The 21,569-nt window shown below is 40.2% G+C and carries 14 protein-coding genes; 1 reads left to right on the top strand and 13 read right to left on the bottom strand.

Going from position 1 to position 21,569, the window contains the following annotated elements:
- Nucleotides 1–101: 101 nt before the first annotated feature.
- From PL9214_RS06575 to PL9214_RS06565, 3 genes are all read right to left on the bottom strand, one after another.
- Nucleotides 102–1,373: a GTP cyclohydrolase II gene (locus tag PL9214_RS06575; RefSeq protein WP_245824185.1), complete on the bottom strand. Its 1,272-nt coding sequence runs from the start codon at nt 1,371–1,373 to the stop codon at nt 102–104.
- Nucleotides 1,374–1,516: 143 nt separating this feature from the next.
- Nucleotides 1,517–1,732: a sulfur carrier protein ThiS gene (gene thiS / locus PL9214_RS06570; RefSeq protein ID WP_072718003.1), complete on the bottom strand. Its 216-nt coding sequence runs from the start codon at nt 1,730–1,732 to the stop codon at nt 1,517–1,519.
- Nucleotides 1,733–1,741: 9 nt separating this feature from the next.
- Nucleotides 1,742–2,818, bottom strand: a complete 1,077-nt coding sequence (locus PL9214_RS06565) for a thiamine phosphate synthase (protein ID WP_072718002.1) — start codon at nt 2,816–2,818, stop codon at nt 1,742–1,744.
- 357 nt (nt 2,819–3,175) lie between these two features.
- Here PL9214_RS06565 and PL9214_RS06560 point away from each other — a divergent pair, with 357 nt between their 5' ends.
- The gene (locus tag PL9214_RS06560; protein ID WP_139294980.1) at nt 3,176–5,041 is read left to right on the top strand and encodes a DUF1565 domain-containing protein; all 1,866 of its coding nucleotides are present in this window, start codon (nt 3,176–3,178) and stop codon (nt 5,039–5,041) included.
- A gap of 86 nt (nt 5,042–5,127) precedes the next feature.
- Here PL9214_RS06560 and PL9214_RS06555 read toward each other — a convergent pair whose 3' ends face one another.
- From PL9214_RS06555 to PL9214_RS06510, 10 genes are all read right to left on the bottom strand, one after another.
- Complete coding sequence (locus tag PL9214_RS06555; RefSeq protein ID WP_072718001.1) at nt 5,128–9,687, bottom strand: chemotaxis protein CheB; 4,560 nt, start codon at nt 9,685–9,687, stop codon at nt 5,128–5,130.
- 533 nt (nt 9,688–10,220) lie between these two features.
- Entirely contained in the window at nt 10,221–11,063 is an 843-nt protein-coding gene (locus PL9214_RS06550) for an ABC transporter permease (protein WP_072718000.1), read from the bottom strand.
- A 19-nt stretch (nt 11,064–11,082) separates the two neighbouring features.
- Nucleotides 11,083–11,994, bottom strand: a complete 912-nt coding sequence (locus PL9214_RS06545) for an ABC transporter permease (RefSeq protein WP_072717999.1) — start codon at nt 11,992–11,994, stop codon at nt 11,083–11,085.
- A gap of 49 nt (nt 11,995–12,043) precedes the next feature.
- On the bottom strand, nt 12,044–13,138 hold the full coding sequence (locus tag PL9214_RS06540; protein ID WP_072717998.1) for an ABC transporter substrate-binding protein: 1,095 nt from the start codon (nt 13,136–13,138) through the stop codon (nt 12,044–12,046).
- A gap of 179 nt (nt 13,139–13,317) precedes the next feature.
- Nucleotides 13,318–14,883, bottom strand: coding sequence for a B12-binding domain-containing radical SAM protein (locus PL9214_RS06535; protein ID WP_072717997.1), 1,566 nt, complete (start codon nt 14,881–14,883; stop codon nt 13,318–13,320).
- A gap of 52 nt (nt 14,884–14,935) precedes the next feature.
- Nucleotides 14,936–16,261, bottom strand: coding sequence for an aminotransferase class I/II-fold pyridoxal phosphate-dependent enzyme (locus tag PL9214_RS06530; protein ID WP_072717996.1), 1,326 nt, complete (start codon nt 16,259–16,261; stop codon nt 14,936–14,938).
- Entirely contained in the window at nt 16,254–16,730 is a 477-nt protein-coding gene (locus tag PL9214_RS06525; RefSeq protein WP_083579902.1) for an acyl carrier protein, read from the bottom strand. The genes PL9214_RS06530 and PL9214_RS06525 overlap by 8 nt, the downstream gene beginning before the upstream one ends.
- A gap of 248 nt (nt 16,731–16,978) precedes the next feature.
- Complete coding sequence (locus tag PL9214_RS06520; RefSeq protein ID WP_072717995.1) at nt 16,979–18,769, bottom strand: fatty acyl-AMP ligase; 1,791 nt, start codon at nt 18,767–18,769, stop codon at nt 16,979–16,981.
- Nucleotides 18,770–18,940: 171 nt separating this feature from the next.
- Nucleotides 18,941–19,726, bottom strand: coding sequence for an aspartyl/asparaginyl beta-hydroxylase domain-containing protein (locus PL9214_RS06515; RefSeq protein WP_072718689.1), 786 nt, complete (start codon nt 19,724–19,726; stop codon nt 18,941–18,943).
- A gap of 71 nt (nt 19,727–19,797) precedes the next feature.
- Entirely contained in the window at nt 19,798–21,561 is a 1,764-nt protein-coding gene (locus tag PL9214_RS06510) for a fatty acyl-AMP ligase (protein WP_072717994.1), read from the bottom strand.
- Nucleotides 21,562–21,569: the final 8 nt, after the last annotated feature.

Below are 21,569 nucleotides of genomic sequence, written 5' to 3'. Positions count from 1 at the left end.
TTGCAGCCCTGAAGGGCTGACTACGAGTGGGGTAGAAACCGGGTTTTTCTCAAAGGTTTTTATTCTCTCAAACTTCCCTAAAAAACCCGATTTCTATACCCTTAATACTCTCGACCCTTCACACTCACTAACCCTTCTACATCTAAAATCTCCCCTTCCGTATAATAGCCTGCGGCTTTTTTTGCTTCTATTTCTACCTTGGCATCCGCCGGAATTAAATCATCTGGAATAGGAACCCGTTTCACCACTTCAATTCCTGAATTAACAATGGCATTATATTTCATATTACTCATCGAAACTAAGCGATCAATCCGAGTAATCCCTAACCAATGTAACACATCCGGCATTAACTCTTGAAAGCGCATATCTTGAACCCCAGCAACACATTCTGTCCGTTCAAAATAAGCGTCTGCGCGATCGCCACCGGTTTGACGTTTACGGGCATTATAAACTAAAAACTTCGTTACTTCTCCTAACGCTCGACCTTCTTTCCGATAATAGACAATCACCCCTGCACCGCCTTCTTGGGCTGTTCTAATACATTCTTCAATCCCATGCACTAAATAGGGGCGACAGGTACAAATATCTGACCCAAAAACATCCGATCCATTACATTCATCATGAACTCGAACCGCCACTGGGCGATCAGGGTCAGTAATAGCTGCAATATCCCCCAAAATATAAACCGTAACCCCACCAATAGGCGGTAAAAATACTTGTAAATCAGGACGGGTAATTAACTCAGGAAACATCCCCCCAGTTTGTTCAAATAAAGCATGACGTAAATCGCTTTCTGTTACCTTTAAACGATGGGCAACACCGGGTAAATACCATACAGGTTCAATAGCGGCTTTTGTAACCACTAAATCGCCATTTTCTTTCATGATTTCCCCATCTAATTTTAACCGTCCTTTAGCGGCTGCCTCGTATAATTCCGGCATATTAATATGGGCTTTTGTAATGGCAATGGTGGGGCGAATATCATAGCCTTTTTCAAAATAGTCGGTAAATACATCCCCAACCACAGCCCCAAAGGGATCGAGGGCGACAATTTTATCAGGATCAGCCCAACTGGGATAGGGGCCAATATTGACAATGGGGGAAGTATTGGTTAAGTCGGCGCGATGGTCGGTTTTCAGGCTTCCCTGAACCACCGCTAAGGCGCGATAAATGGCATAAGAACCGGAATGGGTGCCAATCACGTTACGATGAGTTGGATCGGTTAAGGTTCCAATCAGGGGGCCACGTTTGAGGGGATCGGCGTTTCCCCAATGAATGGGGATCGGTTTGGCTCCGTAGGGGGTGGGGTGAGAGGTTAGAACAATATGCCTAGGTTTGGAATCTCGCTTGTCTTTCACCATTGCTGTATCCATGCTTGAGGTTATCTTATTATTGGCATAGGGAACAGGGAATGGGGAATCTGTAAATAATTATGTTGGGTTACTGAATCAAAATAATAATAATAAATCATCCTTGGTAAGGGTGGGATAATCCCGCCCCTACTCAGGATAACAAATTAAACGCCGCCTCCAACAATGGTGACAATTTCTAAGACATCTCCTGATTTTATTTCAGTTGTCTCCCAAAATTGACGATGGAGAATTTCACCGTTATATTCTACAGCAATTAACCGGGGATTTAAGCCTTGCTGTTCTAAAAATTGGGGAAGTGTCAGACCCGCAGAACAGGTTTTTAATTCTCCATTAACTTTGAGGGTAATGGTTTCAGCCATGATGTCGATTTAGGGTTGTTTGGGTAAGACTTTATAGGACTTTAGGTTTCTAAAACGATTGAGTTGTGAGAGGAAATATTGAGTTACTAAAGTCGGTTGTTCTGCATTCATAATTGAACGAACAACTGCAATGCGATCGCAACCCGTCGCCATAACATCATCCAAATTATTCATATCAATTCCTCCAATGGCAAACCAAGGAATCATTGAATTTTTAACCGCATGACGAACATATTCTAAGCCTGCTGCTGCTCTTCCTGCCTTCGTTGGCGTTTCATAAACAGGCCCGACTCCAATATAATCTGCTCCTTCTTGAATTGCCCGTTTTAGATCTTCAGGACTATGGGTAGACCGACCGATTAATCGTTGGGGGCCAAGGATTTGTCGAGCTAATTCGATGGGAATATCATTTTGTCCTAAATGAACGCCATCAGCATCAACAGCGACGGCAATATCAACCCGATCATTAACTAAAAATAAGGCATTATAACGATGACACAATTGACATAATTTTTGAGCCGTTTTAAGTCGTGTTTCATCATCGGAGGTTTTATCTCGATATTGAACTAAAGTTAATCCTCCTTGTAACGCCGCTTCCACAATCGATAATAACCGTTCTCCTGGGGAAGTGACTAAATAAAGATAGGAATTTAGTAAAAGTTTATGGCGATCATGGGCCAGCAAACGAGTTTCTAAGGTATACACTTGATAGCGCATTTGTTTAAAGGTTTTTCCCATTTCTGGATGATATAATTTCCCGTATTCTTCCAGAACTCGTAACGCTTCTTGAACGCGACAGAAATTGGCTTGTAATAATTGTTCAATTCCTGAACGTTGTTCTTCTTGGGGATGGGTTAATTCTGTACCCGGATCGTCGATTGTATTCCGATAGGAACGTAGGTTCATCGTATGCCAACGGGCAACTTCTTGGCGCAGATGTTTACATTCTTCTGCAAGTTCTCCGCTATTGAGTCCAAACCGACACCATTCTTCAATAATTCTCAACCCTTCACGGGTGCGATCTAAGTTGGCATCTAAAATTCGATATAAAATCGGTTGCGCCAAGGGACTAAATTGTTCCTCCATCCAATCTTCCTCAATGAGTGCGTAATGTGCAAATCCAAGATATAATATTCGTCAATTTCAAATTGACCCTCGGTGCGTCGAAACAAAGTTCAAAATTCTTAATAGCCAAAAGGTTAAATTTAAGGCAAAATTAAGGCTGGTTTGACGCCATTGAAATTTTAAACTAATTTCAGTCCGTCAGAGTCGCTGAATTTTGGCTATCCGTTGTTGTACTTTGACCCCCTGTTGTTATGCTTGGGCATCCCTAAGCCGTAACTGTCAATCGAGGTGCCCAAGCCTAACAACAAATTCAGGTTCTGAGTGCAACAACGGAGATGATCAATTGCTAATCCGAACCTTCAGTCCTACCCCCCTACAATGACTCGACAACTCGGTATTCCTCAATCCCGTTTATGGTTTGTCCAAACTGCAATGCTCTTTTCTTCTCCATTTTTATTGAGGGTATTGCAATCTTTTTCCCCATTACTATTAGTGACTTTGGGGTTAGGATTGTTTCAACCTGTTTCTGGGTTAGCGGTTCCGGTGCAAAATCAACCCATTACACAAGCCAGCAATCGTTCAACGGCGGTGATTTATGTTAGTTCAACAACGGGAAATGATCAAGGGCAAGGCACACAACAATCCCCTTTAAGAACGATTACAAAAGCGTTGAGTTTAGCACAACGAAATACTGCAATTATTTTAGCACCCGGAACCTATAGTGGCGAAACCGGAGAACAATTTCCGATTATTTTACATGATAATATTACGCTGCAAGGCAATCCGAATACAAAGGGCAAAGATGTTGTGATTAACGGGGGCGGGTTCTACACTAGCCGAACATTTGCCCGCCAAAATATTGCTGTATTAGGGGCAAATGGCTCAAAAATTAGTGGAGTAACTATTACTAATTCCAGTGACCGAGGCTATGGGTTATGGATTGAATCAAGTTCTTTAATTGTTTCTCAAAATACCTTTATTGGAAATACCCACGATGGCATTTCTGTGGTGGGAATGAGCGCGCCGATTATTCAAGAAAATTATTTTGCTCAAAATGGTGCCAATGGAATGACGATTTATGGGAATTCTCGCCCGGAAATCCGCAATAACGATTTTCAAAATACTGGATTTGGAATTAATATTGCTCAAAATGCAGCCCCTTTTGTCATCGGAAATCGTGTTTTTGATAATAAAGATGGGGTGGTGATTCAAGCCAACGCTCGACCGATTTTACGCGATAATCACATTGAACGAAATCAACGGGATGGTATCGTTGCGATCGCTCAATCCTTACCTGATTTGGGTAATACTCAGGAACCCGGACGCAACGTAATTCGCAATAACGGCCGTTATGATCTCAATAACGGAACCCAAGGCCAACAAATTCAAGCCTACGGAAACCAATTATCCACCGCTAAGGTGTTTGGGGCCATTGAAGTGTCAGGAACCTATACCCCCGCCGCCGCTCCCTCTCCCCTAGTCAGCCAGATCTTAAACTCTCCCGCCTCTTCTCAACAGCCTGTGGCCATTGTTGCCAACGATCCCGCTACCCAGACTCCGATTAACACCGCTTCTTCCCTTCCGGTCTATCTTCCCGAATCGAATTCAACTTCTCAAAACCCGATTCCGATTCCCGTTCCCGCCCCAACTTCCACTCAAACCGCCACCGCTATTCCCATTCCGGTTCCTCCTCCTGAATCTCCAAACTTACCCCCCTTACCGAATACTCGTCGTCCTCCCCTTCCCCCCCCAAGACCAACGCCATCGGCGGACTCTATACCTGGGTCATTAATCTCAACCTTTTCCCGCTTAATCTTAAATCGTCCCACCCCCCAGTCCCCCTCTAGCCGTTCCCAACCTCAACAAACACAACCGATTACCCAACCGCCTCAACTGACTCAACCCACCTCTATTGCAGCCATTGGGATTTTATCCGTTCCGGGGCCAGATATTCCCATTGGGTCGGGTGGTGGTTTACTTCCCAATGAGGCCGCTAGTGGGGGCGGTCAAGAAATTCCTTTAAGTCCGATGGCTTTGGGCTTAAGGTATCGAGTGGTGGTCGAAAGTAGTAATGATAGTGAGCTTCGTCGGATTCGCTCAATTGTGCCAGAAGCCTTTCCAACGGTGGTTGCAGGGCGACAAGTTGTTCAAGCGGGGGCTTTTCGAGATCAATATCGGGCAAATTGGCTGTTACAACAGTTAACCAGCAATGGATTAAGGGCGAGAATTGAGTTAATGAATTAGTTCCCCTGTAGAGACGTTGCATGCAACGTCTCTACAGAAGTTTACGGAAGCATCTATTTTCCTATTCCCCATTCATAATTCATAATTCATAATTCATAATTCCCTCTTCCCTGTTCCCTGAAATATTTAGAAAGAGCACGGAGAAAATTTTCAACCAGAATGGGTTTACTCAGATAATCATTCATCCCAGCTTGTAAACATTGTTCGATCTTTTCACCCAAAATATTAGCTGTAACAGCAATAATCCAGGGTTGAGCTTGGGCAGATTGGCGAATCATTTTTGTGGCGGTTATACCATCCATTTGTGGCATCTGCATATCCATAAAAATCACATCATAAGATTGCGTTTTTAACTTTTCTAATACTTCTAATCCATTATTAACAATATCGGCAGTATAGCCACAAAATTCGTCGAGGAGCAATAGGAGAAATTGTTGATTAATCAGATCATCATCAACAATCAAAATTTTGAGGGGAAAGTCCTCAAATATTATTTCCGGTTCGTCTAATTCTGAATCTGAAGTCGTTGGTGGATTCATATTAGTCTCGGAAATCATCTTGAGTACCAAGGTAAAATAAAAAGTTGCACCTTGAGTTTGAGAATTGTCTGAATTATAAACCCAATTTTGAGGCGGATTTCCCCCAATATTACCAAGACTTTCAACCCAAATTGTTCCACCCATTAAATTAATTAAATTCTGACTAATCACTAACCCTAAACCTGTACCTCCATATTTGCGGCTCATAGAAGTATCTGCTTGGGTAAAGGGGTGAAATAATTGATTTAATTGATTATCCTGAATGCCAATTCCTTGATCGTGAATAGCAATCATTAACTCATAGTATTCTCCTTGATTTAAGGCTAGTTGTTGCTGTTTATTTCCAGAAATCAGTTGACCATTGACCGTAATCTTAACAATACCTTGATCGGTAAATTTAACCGCATTTCCGACTAGATTTAAGAGAATTTGGCTCAACCGGAAACTATCTCCTAAAAACTCAGTGGGAATATCAGAATCAATTTCATAGGTCAGGTCAATTTTTTTGTTTAACGCCTCTCCCTGGAGCAGATCACAAACCGATTGAATCACATCTGTTAAAATGAAACGTTGCTCTTCAAGCTCTATATGACCCGACTCAATTTTGGAAAAATCTAAAATATCATTAATAATTCTTAAGAGGTGATCACCGCTTTCTCGAATCATATTGACTAATTTTTTTTGTTCATCAGAAAGGTTGGTGCGCGAAAGAAGTTCGGTAATTCCAATCAAAGCATTCATGGGGGTGCGGATTTCGTGACTCATATTAGCAAGAAAGTCACTTTTGGCTTTTGTCCCGGCTTCGGCGGCTTCTTTGGCTTGGGATAGGGCGATTTCGGCTTGTTTGCGATCGCTAATATCAAGAATTGTTCCATAGATATCAGTCATCTGATTCTGTTCGTTATAAATGGGTTTACCAAGGGTATTAATATAACGAATCACCCTATCCTGATGACGAATAATTCTACAATCGAGATTATAGCTAATTCCTTGGGTTTTGAGTTGCTCTAAAGCTTGTATAAATTCAGCTTGATCGTCAATATGGATTTTGGTAATTAACTGATTTAAACTGGGTTCTTCCAGATTAAAATCAAAACCAATAATGTTAAACAATTCCTTTGACAAGCGAATTTTTCGGGTCTGAAGATTTAATTGCCAATTCCCCAGATGGGCAATACTTTGAGCTTCTTCTAGGCAATTTTGTGATCTTTCGAGTTCCTGTTGAATTTGTTTTTGTTCCGTGATTTCTGTAATCACCGCACCGACTCCGGGTTGTTGATTTTCTAACAAAACAGGATAATAGTTTACTATCCAATATCTTTTTTGTTTAGATCCAGGTGTCACAGCTTGAAGTTCCATATTTCTAATGGCTTGACCTGTTTCTAAGACTTGACGCACCAAAGGTTCATAAATATTTGCTAAGTCTGGAAATAATTCCTGTCCGGTTTTCCCCAAAGATTCTGCGACAGACAAGCCATTAATCTTGGCTAAGTTTTCATTAATTTTTACAAATTTGAGGTCTTGATCGACTAAACATAACCCCACAGGACTACTAATATAAATATTTTCTAACCAATTCTTACTGGCTTGCAGTTCATTTTGGATACTTTTTAATTCATTAATATTGACAAAAGTAACAACTAATCCATTATTATTGTGGTTTTCCCCTCGATAACTATTCACTCGCATTAACAGGTTTTCCCCGGTGATTTGATTGATCACTTCTAGTTCAATCGGAATTTGATGCACCACAAAATTTGATAAAATTTCGACTAAATTAGGACAGTTTAAATTGTGGGTTAAATGGGTTAAGGGGCGATTAACGTCTGAAGGAATGATATTAATAATATTACTAGCTGTTGGCGTAAATTTTCTAATATTGAGATGATTATCAAGGAAGATTACCCCGATATTGGTACTCCGTAATAAATTATCAACATCGGCGGTCAGTTCCGTGAGTTGTTGAATTTTAATTTGATATTCGGCATTGACGGTATACAGTTCTTCATTCACAGACTGTAATTCTTCATTGGTACTTTGCAATTCCTCATTAGAAGCCAGTAATTCTTCATTGGTTGCCTGTTGTTCTTCATTCGTCGCTTTTAATTCTTCAATGGTGGCTTGTAAATTTTCTTGCGTTTGTTGGAGTTCATATTCTAACTCAGCAATTTGTTTGCTGGGTTCAATATCTACCTCAAACTCAATTTTGTGAGATTCATCTTTTAAATCGGTTTCTACCTCTAATAAAATCAACATTAATTCATTCAGAACGAGGTCTTTACCCGGAAATGCTATTTTTAAATTAACGACCTCATTGATCCCATTTCGAGTTAAATGAATGCCCGTATACAGAACATTTTGTTGATCTCGTTTAGCTCGATGTAGAGCCGTTCTCAGGGGTAATTGTAAAGGAGTAGGAACCAGTTCAGTAATCTCTAATTTAGGCTGTCCGGTAGGAAGGGAAAGGAGATGAGCACCATCATGAAAAATATGAACTAATTTGCTGTTTTGATTCACTAATACGCAAGTTAAACGTTGTTCTGTAAAACAAAGGTCAAAAACCGAATCTAAAATCCGTTCAAACTGAAAAATAGGGCGGTTAGATGATGGAGTTGCTGAGATGATGGATGCTAATAAGGGTTGCTGCGATAATGGCATCAACGTCAATTGAATTTCTCGACGTTTGCGGAAGATTTTCCATCGTTGCTCAATCTCGATAAATTCGGTTTCCAATTCCCCTAAAGTTTCCGCATTCCCCAAAAATAAAATCCCTTGGGATACTAAGGCAAAATGCAGTAAACTTAACACTTGTTGCTGAAGTTGGGGCTGCATATAAATCAGTACATTCCGGCAACTCACGAAATTCATCTTAGAAAAACCCGCATTTTTAGTTAAATCATGGGGGGCAATGATTAACATCTGGCGTAAATCTCGTTTAACTTTGTATGAACCGGATTGATCGATAAAGTATTTCTCTAAACGCTCAGGAGTAATATCATTTTTAATGCTTTCACTATAAATTCCTCGCGAAGCAACCTCCAAGGCTTTACTATCAAGATCGGTGGCAAATATTTTAACAATAATCTCTTTGTTTGCTGCCTCAAGTGCTTCATCAATTAAAATGGCTAAAGAATAAGCTTCTTCTCCCGTAGCACAACCGGGAATCCAGACTCTCAGGTGTTGTTTAGGTGCTAAAGATTCGATTAACTGAGGTAAAACTTGGTTTTCTATAAAAGTCCAAGCTGGAGGATCTCGAAAGAATTGAGTAACACTAATTAATAAATCTTGACGAAGTAGTTTTCTTTCAATTTCTGACTCGGTTAATAAGATAATATACTGGCTTAAATCGGCACATTCGGTGAGCGCACAACGATTGAGAATTCGACGGCTAAGGGTACTAATTTTATAGTGAGAAAAGTCGATTTGTTCGTATTGCGATAAAAGCGCGAGAATTTGTTCCAATTGTTCAACGGGAATTAACGCTCCAGGCTGAGCTTGAGCAATTGGATAGTTTTGGGAATAGTGAACTAAATTATAAACCGTTTGGGCTAAATCTTGAGGCGATAAAATCTCATCCAAACTGTCACTCGGAATGGCGCTACTGGGCATACTGGTAAATTGGGCGGTTTCTGGGGATTGAATCAGAGCAATACCTCTTTTTTGACTAATAACTTGTAATCCCTCTGTACCATCGTTTCCAATTCCCGATAGCAAAATACCGATGACTTTTTCCCCCCATTCTTCTGCTAAGGAATGGAAAAAAACATTGATGGGATAATGAATTTGATCACCCGTATATTCTTGCAGTCGTAAACAATTTTGTTCAACTTTTACATCATAACGAGGCGGTAATATATAGATGCAATTGGGCTGTAACTCCATTCTATCTTCGATGAGTTTAACTTCCAGTGAAGTGCGTCTTTGGATTAATTCGGGCATGAAACTCGGAAAATCGGGAGAAAGATGTTGCACCACCACAAAAGCCGCACCCGGATTATTGGGTAAGTTAGTAAAAAATAGTTCTAAGGGGTGTAATCCTCCGGCTGATGCTCCGATTCCCACCACAAAAAATGGCTCAACGCTAGGGTCTTGAGGATGTTGTGTCATAATCCTACAATCCTGATTCCGTAAAATTTTTATGGAGAAAAAACCAGTAGACTGATTAAAAACAATCGGTCAAGGTTTTCAAGTTTAGTTTTGTTGGTAACAATATTTCGGGCACTTTGTGATGGGTAGCGGGGGTTTCGGACTCCAGAATAGCAAGCTGGCAAACCATAAAATAAAGGTTTCAGCCGTTTACCTAAAAACCGTCCGAGCCATTGTTGTTAATGAGTTTAGTTCGTAAAAATTTTTTTTTAAATTTAATTCTAATTAAAATAATTAAATCAATTATTAAATCAATAAATAAAAAATTAAATTAAATTATAACATAAATCAACGTTTTTTTGACATAATTTTATTTTTTTTTAACAATTCCAGCTTGATTTTTTCTTCTGTAGGGTGTGTAAGCACAACGCACGCACCAAAAATGTCTCAGAGATAGCTACAATCTAATCAATTTTTCTAATCAATTTTTATCACAGATAGTGCGTGCGGTTTCGCCTTACGCACCCTACATTAAATTATGAAACAACCCTGGACTAATTTCTCATCCGTTTTCCTTCCCCTTGACTGCGTAAGTATTCCCCAAATATAGCTAAAAATCCAGAGGCGATAATTAAGATTACACTTAAGGCATTAATATCAGGTTTTACCCCTGTTCTAATTCGACTAAAAATTTCCATTGGTAATGTATTTGCCCCACTTCCTGCCGTAAAACTAGCAATTAAAAAATCATCCATACTTAACACAAAAGCCAGTAAACAACCTGATATAATCCCCGGCATTAATTGAGGTAATAAAACTTGAATAAATGCTTCGAGGGGAGTCGCTCCTAAATCTAAAGCAGCTTCTTCTAAATGGGGATCTAAATCTGCTAATCTCGTTGAAACCACTAAGGCAACATAAGCTAAACAAAACACCACATGGGCGGCTACAATTGTCCATAAACTCAGGGGAATGGCAACGGCGGCTAAAAACACCAAAGTTGCCACCGCCATGGCAATATCAGGAATAATTAACGGTAAATAGGAAACTCCTTGATAAAGTCCTTTTCCGGGAAAACGATAACGGGCTAATCCTACGGCCATTAATGTACCAATAACCGCCGCAATTGCGACGGCAGAAATTCCCACCGTTAAACTATTTTTTAAAGCGGTTAAAATCCGGCTATCTTGAAATAATTTAATATACCATTCTAAAGTAAATCCCTCCCAGCCTGCACTATATCGAGATTTATTAAAGCTATAAAACGTTAAAACCAAAATCGGCAGGTACATATAAAAAAACATTAAACCGACGAAAATCACCTGCCAAGAAATTCTAAACTTTGGTTTAGAAGCCATATCAAGCATCTCCTCTGGTTGTTGTTTAATGTCTTGCATAAATTCTTCCTAATTCCTATTAGCGAGAAGGTTTAGCATCCCCGTATTTAATTAAAAGTGCGATCGCAATACTCACCCCAAATATTAACACCATACTCAAGGCTGAACCAAAGCCCCAATTTTGAGTTAAGCCTAAAAATTGATTATAAATTAACCGGGAAACGGTCATACTTGATGCTCCCCCCAATAATTCTGGGTCTACAAAATCCCCCAGGGAACTAATAAAAACCAGTAATGATCCGGCGGCAATACCGGGTAAGGTTTGGGGAACTGTGACTTTCCAAAAGGTTTCAACGGGTTTCGCGCCTAAATCCGCAGACGCTTCTAATAAACGCTGATCTAATTTTTCTAAAGAGGCATATAAAACCGTGACCATATAAGGTAAATAACTATAAGCCATACCAATTAAAACCGCCGGAGTTCGATTCAATAATTCTAAGGCAGGTAATCCAATCAATGCTAAAACTGAATTTAAAACCCCCGTTGGTCTTAATATGGTAATCCAGGCATAGGTTCTTAATAAAGAAGATGTCCATAACGGTAAAACAAAGGCTAATAAGATTACATTTCGCCAGCGTTTAGGGGCTAATTGAGCAATCCAATAAGCAACCGGAAATCCTAAGAGTAAACACAGAACTGTTGTTCCAAAGGCAAAAAATAGCGATCGCCAAATGACTAATAAATTAATCGGTTCAAATACCCGTAAATAATTAGCAATTCCATTGGGAATCACCAAATCCCCCGGACGAATATCCTTAACTAAACTGAGTTCAAAAATTAATAACGTCGGGAATACTAATAAGAGTAATAACCACAACCCAGAAGGCCCTAATAACACTAAAGGCCCAAGCCATTGAGACGCTCGTTGTCGCCATCCCTTTTTAACAGGTTGTGGAGGAGAAGTCATCGGAGTTTTTGTGGAAATAGCCATAGTTTTGTTGTCGGTTGTCGGTTGTTGGTTAACGGTTAACAGTCAACACCTAACTGGTTAATTGTGTCCAATAGCGTTCATAAATTTCAGTGGCTTTACCGACGGGGGAAATTGCTTCACTCCTAGCAATAACAGATTCAGGCGGAAATAAGGTCGGATCATTTCTTAAAATTTCTGGTAATCTTTCATAGGCTAATCTTGAAGGCGTGGCAAATTTTAATCGTTTAACTAAGGTTGCTGCGACATCCGGTTGCAACATAAAATTAATCCATTTATAGGCTGCATCGGGGTTAGGAGCACTTTTAGGAATCACCATTGTATCCGTCCATAACGATGATCCACTATCAGGAGTAATATATCTTAAATCCTCATTTTCCTCCATAATTTCGGCAGCATCGGAGGAATAACACATGGCAACAAATAAATCCCCAACAATCATTTGAGGTCGCCAAGAATCCGTTGAAAAAGAAGCGATCGCTGGACGTAATGTCACTAATTTTTCATAAGCTTGACGAATTTGATTTGGATCAGTGGAATTATAAGAATAGCCTAACATTCTTAAGGTAGCTCCCATTACTTCTCGCACATCATTGAGTAACGTGAACCGCTTTGATAATTGATCTTTATATTTCCAAAGGTAATCCCAATCTTGCGGAGGAGTTTGGAGATTTTTAGGATTAAAAATTAACCCCGTTGTTCCCCAACTAATCGGTACACTATAACGACCCCCAGGGTCATAACCCGGGTCTTGAAATTGCGGAAATAAATCTTCTAATCCCACCAATAAGGAACGATCCAATTCAGTTAATAGCCCTAATGTTGCCATTTTCTGAACCATATATTCCGAAGGATAGATGACACTATAAGCTCCGGCTCCTCCCGCTTGTAGTCGTGCTAACATGGCTTCGTTAGAGTCGAAGACATCCGCCACAACCTTTAACCCGGTTTCCTCTCGAAATCGATCTAACAAATCTTGATCGGTGTAACCTGCCCAAGTATAGATATACAAGGTATCTGAGGACACCTGGGTATTGGGGGTTGTTTTGACCTCAGCTAATGTCCAACCACAGCTTGAGAGGGACGATGCCACCATCGCTGCAACGGAAGTCTGCAAAAACTGACGTCGTGTTTGAGCAACCCTCATATTCCGATGTTGGTGTAGATAAGTCGGAGGCACTGTTTTTTTCTGAGTGGAAGTTTGATTAACAAAATAATTGAATTAATTTTCCCACAAGATAGGGTCAACATACAGAAAACAGCAGGAGTAACCCACACAACTTAAGAAACCGGGTTTCTGCTGTTCAAAAACCCGGTGTCGGTCAACTATTGAGCAATAGTCGTTAGCTGACGTTGGGTTTCTACGGGTAGCTCTTTTAGTTGACGCTCAATTTTTTCTTTGACAATGGCGCGATATTCATAGAAATGTTCGACCTGTGCACAAACGACTAAATAATGATCTAAAACGCGAGGTTTGTGTTTTAAAATATTCCATAAATAGCGCCAAAACGTCCAACGAGTCTTGCGTACAACTCCTTGATACCAACATAAAATAAAGAGCGCTCGCAGCGTTGTCAAATCCACTAATTTACTGCCAATGGAATTGGTTTTAGGCTCACCGATCATCATAAAATGTCGATAGGTTCGATCTAAATAGCGTTGTGGATCGTATAATTCCCAAAATCCATTAACATATTCATGGGCAATTTCTTCAAGGGGTCGAGTGGGAATAAAATTCATTAAGGTGGTTTGATTGACATTTCCCGTTTGGGTAATTAATCGTCCTTCTTTTTCTAAACGATGCCAAAGGGCGGTATTCGGTAAAGCTTGTAACATACTAAACATAGCAATGGGAATTGTAGTTTTTTCTACAAACCGAACAATGCGATCGCCCGCCCCAGGTTTTTCTCCATCAAACCCAATAATAAATCCTGCCATCACCCGTAATCCAGACCGGATAATTTTTTCAACGGATTCACTTAAGGAATCACGAGTATTTTGATATTTTTTAGTTAAATTCAGGCTATCTTCATCGGGGGTTTCAATCCCTAAAAATACCGCCCTAAAGTTACATTCAACCATCAAATCCATTAATTCTTGATCTTGGGCTAAATCAATGGATGCTTCCGTTGATATTCGGAAAGGATAGTTATTTTCTTTCATCCATACTTTTAATTCCCTCAGTAATAACTTGACATTGCGTTTATTGCCAATAAAGTTATCATCAACCAGGAAAATTCCCTGCTTAAATCCTAATTCCTGTAATCGATCCAATTCTGCTATAAATTGAGCCGGGGTTTTAGTTCGAGGTTTACGCCCATATAACACAATAATATCGCAAAATTCACACTGAAACGGGCAACCTCGCGAAAATTGTAGTGAGATCATATCATAGGCATTCTTATCCAATAAATCAAAGCGAGGAGTCGGGGATTCTGTTACATCGGGTTTATCTCCTTCTATGCGAAAAACGCCCTTAGAATCTCCACGTTCTAAGGCTTGCACCAATAAGGGTAAGGTAATTTCCCCTTCATCTAAGACTAAATAATCTGCCCCTGCAAGTTCAGCTTCTTGGGGAGTTGATGTGGGGTATGGGCCACCCACAGCAACTTTTTTACCCCGTCGTTTAGCTTCTCGAATTTGAGCTAAAAAATCATCTTTTTGGACAATCATGGCGGAAATCATCACCAATTCTGCCCAATTCCATTCTGTTTCTGTGATTTCTCGAACGTTTCGGTCTACTAATTTAAACTCCCAAGATTGGGGTAAAATTGCCGCTACCGTAATTAAACCTAACGGCGGAAGTAAAGCTTTACGGTTTACTAAGGCGAGGGCTTTTTCAAATGACCAGAAACTTTGGGGGAAAATGGGATAAATTAGAAGAACACGCATTATTATGAACCCTTTACAGGATAATGCCCAAGGTGGCTAAATTCTGGAAAAATCAATGATTTTCTGGTAATTTTGCCACTTCTTCGGCAAGAGTGTCTACAGTATAACGAATTTGTTCTTCTGTGTGGTTGCAAGTAATAAAAAATCGCAAACGGGCTGCATTTTTAGGCACAGAGGGATAAAACATAAAGGGAACATTAATTCCCCGCTTAAACAGATTTTGAGACAGTTGCACGGATTTCCAAGAATCTCCGACAATAATCGGAATTACGGGAGAATCTTGACTTAATCCTGTATTTAACCCTTTATCTTTGGCTAACGTTAAAAACAATTGCGCTTGTTGATGTAATCGTTCAACTCGTTGGGGTTCGGTTTTTAACAAGCGAATAGCAGCAATTACAGAAGCGGCATTTGGAGGAGAAATCCCCACACTAAAAACAAATCCTGGCGCAGTATATTTCAGATATTCAATTAATGCTTGAGATCCAGCAATATAGCCTCCACAACTAGCAAAGGATTTACTTAAAGTTCCCATCCATAAATCAACATCATGGGGATTCATGCCAAAATATTCACTAATACCCCGACCCTGTTTTCCTAAAACCCCAATGGAGTGCGCTTCATCCACCATTAAAAAGGCTTTATGACGTTTTTTAATCTCAATTAATTCCGGTAAATTGGGAATATCTCCATCGGTACTATAAACTCCTTCTACAATAATTAAAACCCGTTGATAGCGATGACGCCGTTCTCGTAACATTCGTTCTAAGGCTTGGCAATCATTATGGGGAAATGCGATCGCCGTTGCCCCCGATAAAACAGCCCCTTGCATTAAACTATTATGACTCAGGGCATCATGTAAAATTAAATCATGTTGTTTGAATAAATGCCCCACCGTTGTTACGTTCGTGGCATGACCTCCCACAAAAACAATACTATCTTCAACGCCAATAAAATCAGCAATTTCTCGTTCTAGTTCTTGGTGAATCACTTTTTCACCTGATAATAACCGACTGGCTCCCGCAGAGGTTCCATATCGATCAATTGCCTCTTTTGCACCTTGAGAAACCTTCGGATCGCCACACATTCCTAAATAATTATAAGTGGCATAATTAATATAATCCTGACCTCCAATCCTGGCTTGATCATTGGCAATGCCTTCTTGCGCCCTAAAAAAGGGGTTTCCTAATCCTAAAGCCGCCAGTTCTTGCTGTTGTTGTTTCAGATGCAGATATTCAGGAAATTGATTAAATTGATAATATTCGACAGGAATCTCAGGAAGGGAAATAGATTGTGCTTTCTTCCGCAGTAAGTCCGCCAAAAGTGATCGCTTTTCTTGAGAGGATAACTGACTGACTGAGGGGGATAAATTAATCATTGTGGTCTTCCTGTTCCGCTAATAAAATATTTAATAAACTATCAACCTCTGCATCCGACAATTGATCCAAATGATGCAAAAGATGTTCAGCATCTTCAGGGGAAATGCCATTCTGATATTGAGCGATATCGAGTTTAGCCTGAGTTGCTAAATATTCAGCCAAGGTGGCAATATTGGGATAATCCCACAACAAAGTCGGGGGAAGTCGGCGACCTAAAATTGTTTCTAAGTCTCCAGAGAGATTAATCGCTTCAATGGAGTTGAGGCCATAATTGCCAAAATCCTCCTGTATCTCAATCTCTGACGCTTCTAACCCCAACCGCTCTGCCAGTTGACTAACTAACCATTCCTCAATTGTGGTAACAGACTGGAAAGATTCAATGCCATTCACCGACCACTCTGGATGACGCACCGTTCCCGATGGTTGTTGGGGTTTTGTCCCATTCATAGACGCATTTAACACTTGCATGGCTCACTCCTCCATCACCATAAAACTTTAGCATCCCAAGATATCAGTAATCAGTAATCAGTAATTCAGTTATCAGTTTAAGAGTTAGTCGTGGGGAGTTAGTGGTTAGTTACTGACGGTTAGCCAGTGACGATAGGCGTAACAAGGTGAAATTCCTCAAATCTGTCTAAATCCATGATGACTGTTCGGGGTGGGTGTGCGTGCTGCGATCGCTGTATCCTAAAAATTCCCTATTCCTTCCCTACGTCTTACTCGCCCAAGTTTCCGGCTAAAAAACTAGAACGACAAGCATGGCGTTGAATTTTACCACTAGAGGTTTTAGGTAAACTTCCCGGTTTTAATAATACGGTTGTATGAACCTGTAAATCATGATTTTGAGAGATAGCCCGACGAATGGATTGAATCACCTGCTGTTTAATTGAGGTTTTAGCCGAACCATTACCATTTTCCTGAGTACGGAGTTGTTGCCAATATTGACGTTCCATCTCCACCGCCACGACTAACCGTTCTTCTCCATCGACATCAATCGAAAATCCGGCTACTCCACTGGGACGAATTAAGGGGTGACTTTGTTCAACTGTCCATTCAATATCTTGGGGATAATGGTTGCGACCGTTAATAATAATAATGTCTTTGATTCTTCCGGTAATAAATAATTCTTCAGCATCTAAAAATCCTAAATCTCCTGTTCTTAAAAATGGGCCTTCTCCTGTTGTTAAGTAAGCCTTAAATAAGGTTCCCGTTTCTTCCGATTTATTCCAATATCCCTGTCCCACGCTCGGCCCAGAAACCCAAATTTCCCCCACTTCTCCAGCTTGACAACGATTAAAGGTTTCAGGATTAACAATCAATACTTTTTGATCCGATAAACATTGACCACAACCGACAAAGGTTTTAGCATTTTCTGTTAAGTTAGCGGTGGGTTCATCAATGCCAATAATCTTGTTATTTTTTAAGGCAATTCCATCAACGGTTTTAAAAATGGGTGCTGCTGTTTTTAAGCCTCCGGTAATCATTAAAGTTGCTTCAGCCATACCATAACAAGGATAAAACGCTTCTCGCCTAAACCCATAGGGGGCAAAAGTTTGAGTAAATCGTTCCATCACGTTATGATTAATCGGTTCTGCTCCATTAAATGCCACTTCCCAACTGCTTAAATCTAAATGATCTAACTGTAACGACGGGTTAACCCCACCCTTCCCGAAGACTTTCCTCACACATAAATCATAGGCAAAATTAGGGCCACCACTGGTGGTTCCTTGATATCGAGAAATGGTTTGTAACCAGCGTAACGGATTTTGCACAAACATCAAAGGCGACATTAAAATAACTGGAAATCCACCAAACAGAGGTTCTAAAACGCCGCCAATTAATCCCATATCATGATAAGGAGGCAACCAAATGACTCCTTTACTATCCGGGGAATGACCAAAATGATCATAAATGGCTGCTAAATTATGCAATAAATTTTGATGAGAAATCATCACCCCTTTGGGGGTTGCGGTAGAACCGGAGGTATATTGTAAAAAGGCAAGAGTTTGAGGATTAATTGCTGGAGGTTGCCAATTATTTTCAATTTCTGTTTCTAAAATATCGGTTGTCAACCAATTTAACGGTGCAATATCAGACATTTGCGGAAAAAACCGTTGTAAACTGGATAAGGTGGATTCTGTCGTTAAAGCAATCGTTGCATTTGTATCTTGAATAATCGCTTGTAAACGAGGAAGGGAGCGATCGGGTCGAGGGGGATAGGCGGGAACAGCAATCACTCCAGCATATAAACAACCGAAAAACGCACTAATATAATCTAATCCAGGTTGATACAATAACAAAATTCGATCTTGCGGTTGACAAATAGTTTGTAATTTACTCGCAATAGTTTGAGCTTTTTGGTTTAATTGTTGATAGGTCAATGTAACAGTTTCCGATTCTCCATCAACTAAAAATGTATAAGCAATCTGATTCGGTTGCTGGAATGCCCGATGTTGTAAAAGTTCAATTAAAGTGGTCGCTTTTAAAAAATCAAATGAACCAGTCATGAAAAAAATAGGTAATGTTTTGTTATCTATTCTATCATTTATAGGGGTGGTTTTCCTCCATCCGTAGTTAGTCATTATTCAAGAAGTAAGGATTTTCTTAACTCTTAAATTTTGAACAAATCAGCAATTGTTGATAACTGATAAGGGGTTACGGACGGGGGAATTTCGCCTCTAGGGTGGAGTTACACCGCCCTTCTGGGCAGCAAAGACTTGCTCTAAGCGAACATCCCATTTCCGTTGATTCGCATAACCGTCTTGAACAAAGGGAGACATTGTAATTAATTTGAGAAAAAGTTCATTAATAATCGACAGGGGAAACCGTAAGGGTCGCATAATATCTAAAAATAAAACGACTCTAACACCATCGGTTTCGTTCCAAGCTTCATGGGGAAAAGAATCATCAAAAATCATACATTTGCCTTCTTCCCAATAGCGGGTTTCTTCTCCTACTCGGATTCGACATTTTTCGCGGGGTTCAGGAATTTTTAATCCTAATAAACAACGGATGACTCCCTTATACGGCCCTCGATGTTCTGGAATATGTTTTCCGGGTAATAAAATTGAAAAAAATGCCGTTTTCATCCCTGGAATTTGTTCAATTAAACGGGTGGTTTCTGGACAGCGTTGGCAATTTTTATCGACTTTAATTCCATAGCCATAGAAAAAATAGGTTTTCCATAAATTATCTTGAGTGGTACTATACCCTTGATCAGGGGAAATATCTTGAAAATTTGGTAGTTGTTCTTGAACTTTCAGAATTTGCTCTAACTCTTGGCGAATTAAATGCCAATTGGCTTCTAACTCTTTTGACCACGGAAATTGAGTAGGTTCAAAAAAAGCGGTATCTTCAATTAATGAATATTCAGGGATTAATTTTTCAAATGTCCATAATATTTTTGCTCCAATTTTATACAACAGAAAATACCTAATTTTTTCTGATATTTTTTCTTGTTTCATATTAATTTGAGGGATAGGAAATAAAGGTTTTTGGTGCGTGCGATGAAGCTTACGCACCCTACGGTTAACCTTTAAGAACGATTGGCTAGTTCTGTTAATTGACTGGATTCTGAATTTAATTGCCATTGTCCAACAATATCTAAACTGCCTTCTAGGAATTTAGTTCGACAAGCACGACGTTGAATTTTACCACTGGTGGTTTTAGGAATGGTCGTGGTTTTCAATAATACAATGGCAAAAATATCAACGGTATTCTGTTCGGCGACGGCTTGACGAATAGCATTGACCACTTCTTCAATGTTCAAGTTCCGCAGGTAACGCCGTTCAATTTCAGATGCAATAATTAACTGTTCTCCAATTTCCGTTTCAATGGAAAACGCCGCACTATGACCCGGACGAATGGCGGGGTGACAGGTATCCAGTGTGGCTTCAATTTCCTGGGGATAACGGTTTCTTCCCCACAGAATCATCATGTCCTTGATGCGTCCGGTAATATATAATTCTCCTTCATGCAAAAACCCTAAATCTCCTGTGCGTAAATAGGGGCCTTGTCCATCGACATAAACCTTAAAGGTGGTTTCCGTATCTTCTGGTTTTCCCCAATATCCCAAACCCACACCCTTTCCTGATACCAAGATTTCACCAACTTGATCGTCATCTCGTCGTGTTAACTGTTCAGGATCAACAATAATGACCTCATCTCCCAACCAAGGAAAGCCACAACTGACGAGAGATCGGGTTTTTGTTGATGGTTGAATAATCACTTGATTTTGTTCTAAGGCGGCTGCATCGACCCAGAGACTTTTGGGGGTTTGGTGTTTGTTTCCACCGGAAATAAATAGGGTAGTTTCGGCCATTCCGTAACAGGGGTAAAAGGCTTCGGCTTTGAACCCACAGGGGCCAAAAATTTCTGCAAATCGTTTGAGGGTTTCCAAGCGGACAGGTTCAGCACCGGAAAAAGCCACATCCCAGGAACTTAAATCTAACTTTTCTAACTTTTCTGGAGTTGCTGTCCGACAGACTAAATCATAGGCAAAATTTGGCCCGCCACTTGTGGTGGCTTGATATTCAGAAACTGCTTCTAACCAACGAAAGGGTTTCTGCACTAAGGAAATAGGGGACATTAAGGTAACGGGAAATCTTCCATATAAGGGTTGAATTATCCCTCCAATTAATCCCATATCATGAAACAGGGGAAGCCAAATTAATCCTCGACTATTGGGGTTATGTCCAAAGGCTTTATAAATAATCTCGGAATTATGGATAACATTTTGATGAGTGACCATAACTCCTTTTGGAGTCCCCGTTGAACCGGAAGTATATTGTAAAAAAGCGATTGTATCCCCGTTAATTTGCGGTTCTTTCCATTGTGTAGCGAGGTTTTGGGAAAAAAGGCGATCAGTCCCCACCCAACGTAGAGACGCGCCATGGCGCGTCTCTACGGAGAATTGGGTTTGTATCTGTTGAATTAATGTTTCTGTACTTAAAATCGCCCGACATTGAGAAGATTCTAAACGGGTTTGTAGCTTCGGAATAGCTTGGGTTGATACCGGAGGGTTATCGGTGACGGCGATCACACCTGCATATAAACAGCCGAAAAACGCCGCAATAAATTCTAAGCCCGCACTATAGGGATAAACGACTAAAACGCGATCGCCCGATGATACAAAAGATTGCAGATAAGAGGCGATCAAGATTGCTTGTTGATGTAACTGCTGATACGTTAAGGTTCCTGACTCGGTTTCCCCATCGGCTAAAAACCGATAAGCCAGTTGATCCGGTTGAGATTCGGCGCGATCGCGCAGTAAATCGACTAAACTGGAAAAATTGTTCATATCGAGAT

Origin of the sequence: Planktothrix tepida PCC 9214 (genome assembly GCF_900009145.1) — a bacterium.
In the GTDB taxonomy this organism is placed as follows: Bacteria; Cyanobacteriota; Cyanobacteriia; order Cyanobacteriales; family Microcoleaceae; genus Planktothrix; species Planktothrix tepida.
Note: the sequence above shows the minus strand (reverse complement) of the source record. Positions and strands in the feature narration are given on the sequence as shown.

Coding starts and splice junctions, on each gene's coding strand:
- PL9214_RS06575 (WP_245824185.1), bottom strand. CDS start 1,373: ATGGATACAGCAATGGTGAAAGACAAGCGAGATTCCAAACCTAGGCAT.
- thiS (WP_072718003.1), bottom strand. CDS start 1,732: ATGGCTGAAACCATTACCCTCAAAGTTAATGGAGAATTAAAAACCTGT.
- PL9214_RS06565 (WP_072718002.1), bottom strand. CDS start 2,818: ATGGAGGAACAATTTAGTCCCTTGGCGCAACCGATTTTATATCGAATT.
- PL9214_RS06560 (WP_139294980.1), top strand. CDS start 3,176: ATGACTCGACAACTCGGTATTCCTCAATCCCGTTTATGGTTTGTCCAA.
- PL9214_RS06555 (WP_072718001.1), bottom strand. CDS start 9,687: ATGACACAACATCCTCAAGACCCTAGCGTTGAGCCATTTTTTGTGGTG.
- PL9214_RS06550 (WP_072718000.1), bottom strand. CDS start 11,063: ATGCAAGACATTAAACAACAACCAGAGGAGATGCTTGATATGGCTTCT.
- PL9214_RS06545 (WP_072717999.1), bottom strand. CDS start 11,994: ATGGCTATTTCCACAAAAACTCCGATGACTTCTCCTCCACAACCTGTT.
- PL9214_RS06540 (WP_072717998.1), bottom strand. CDS start 13,138: ATGAGGGTTGCTCAAACACGACGTCAGTTTTTGCAGACTTCCGTTGCA.
- PL9214_RS06535 (WP_072717997.1), bottom strand. CDS start 14,883: ATGCGTGTTCTTCTAATTTATCCCATTTTCCCCCAAAGTTTCTGGTCA.
- PL9214_RS06530 (WP_072717996.1), bottom strand. CDS start 16,261: ATGATTAATTTATCCCCCTCAGTCAGTCAGTTATCCTCTCAAGAAAAG.
- PL9214_RS06525 (WP_083579902.1), bottom strand. CDS start 16,730: ATGCAAGTGTTAAATGCGTCTATGAATGGGACAAAACCCCAACAACCA.
- PL9214_RS06520 (WP_072717995.1), bottom strand. CDS start 18,769: ATGACTGGTTCATTTGATTTTTTAAAAGCGACCACTTTAATTGAACTT.
- PL9214_RS06515 (WP_072718689.1), bottom strand. CDS start 19,726: ATGAAACAAGAAAAAATATCAGAAAAAATTAGGTATTTTCTGTTGTAT.
- PL9214_RS06510 (WP_072717994.1), bottom strand. CDS start 21,561: ATGAACAATTTTTCCAGTTTAGTCGATTTACTGCGCGATCGCGCCGAA.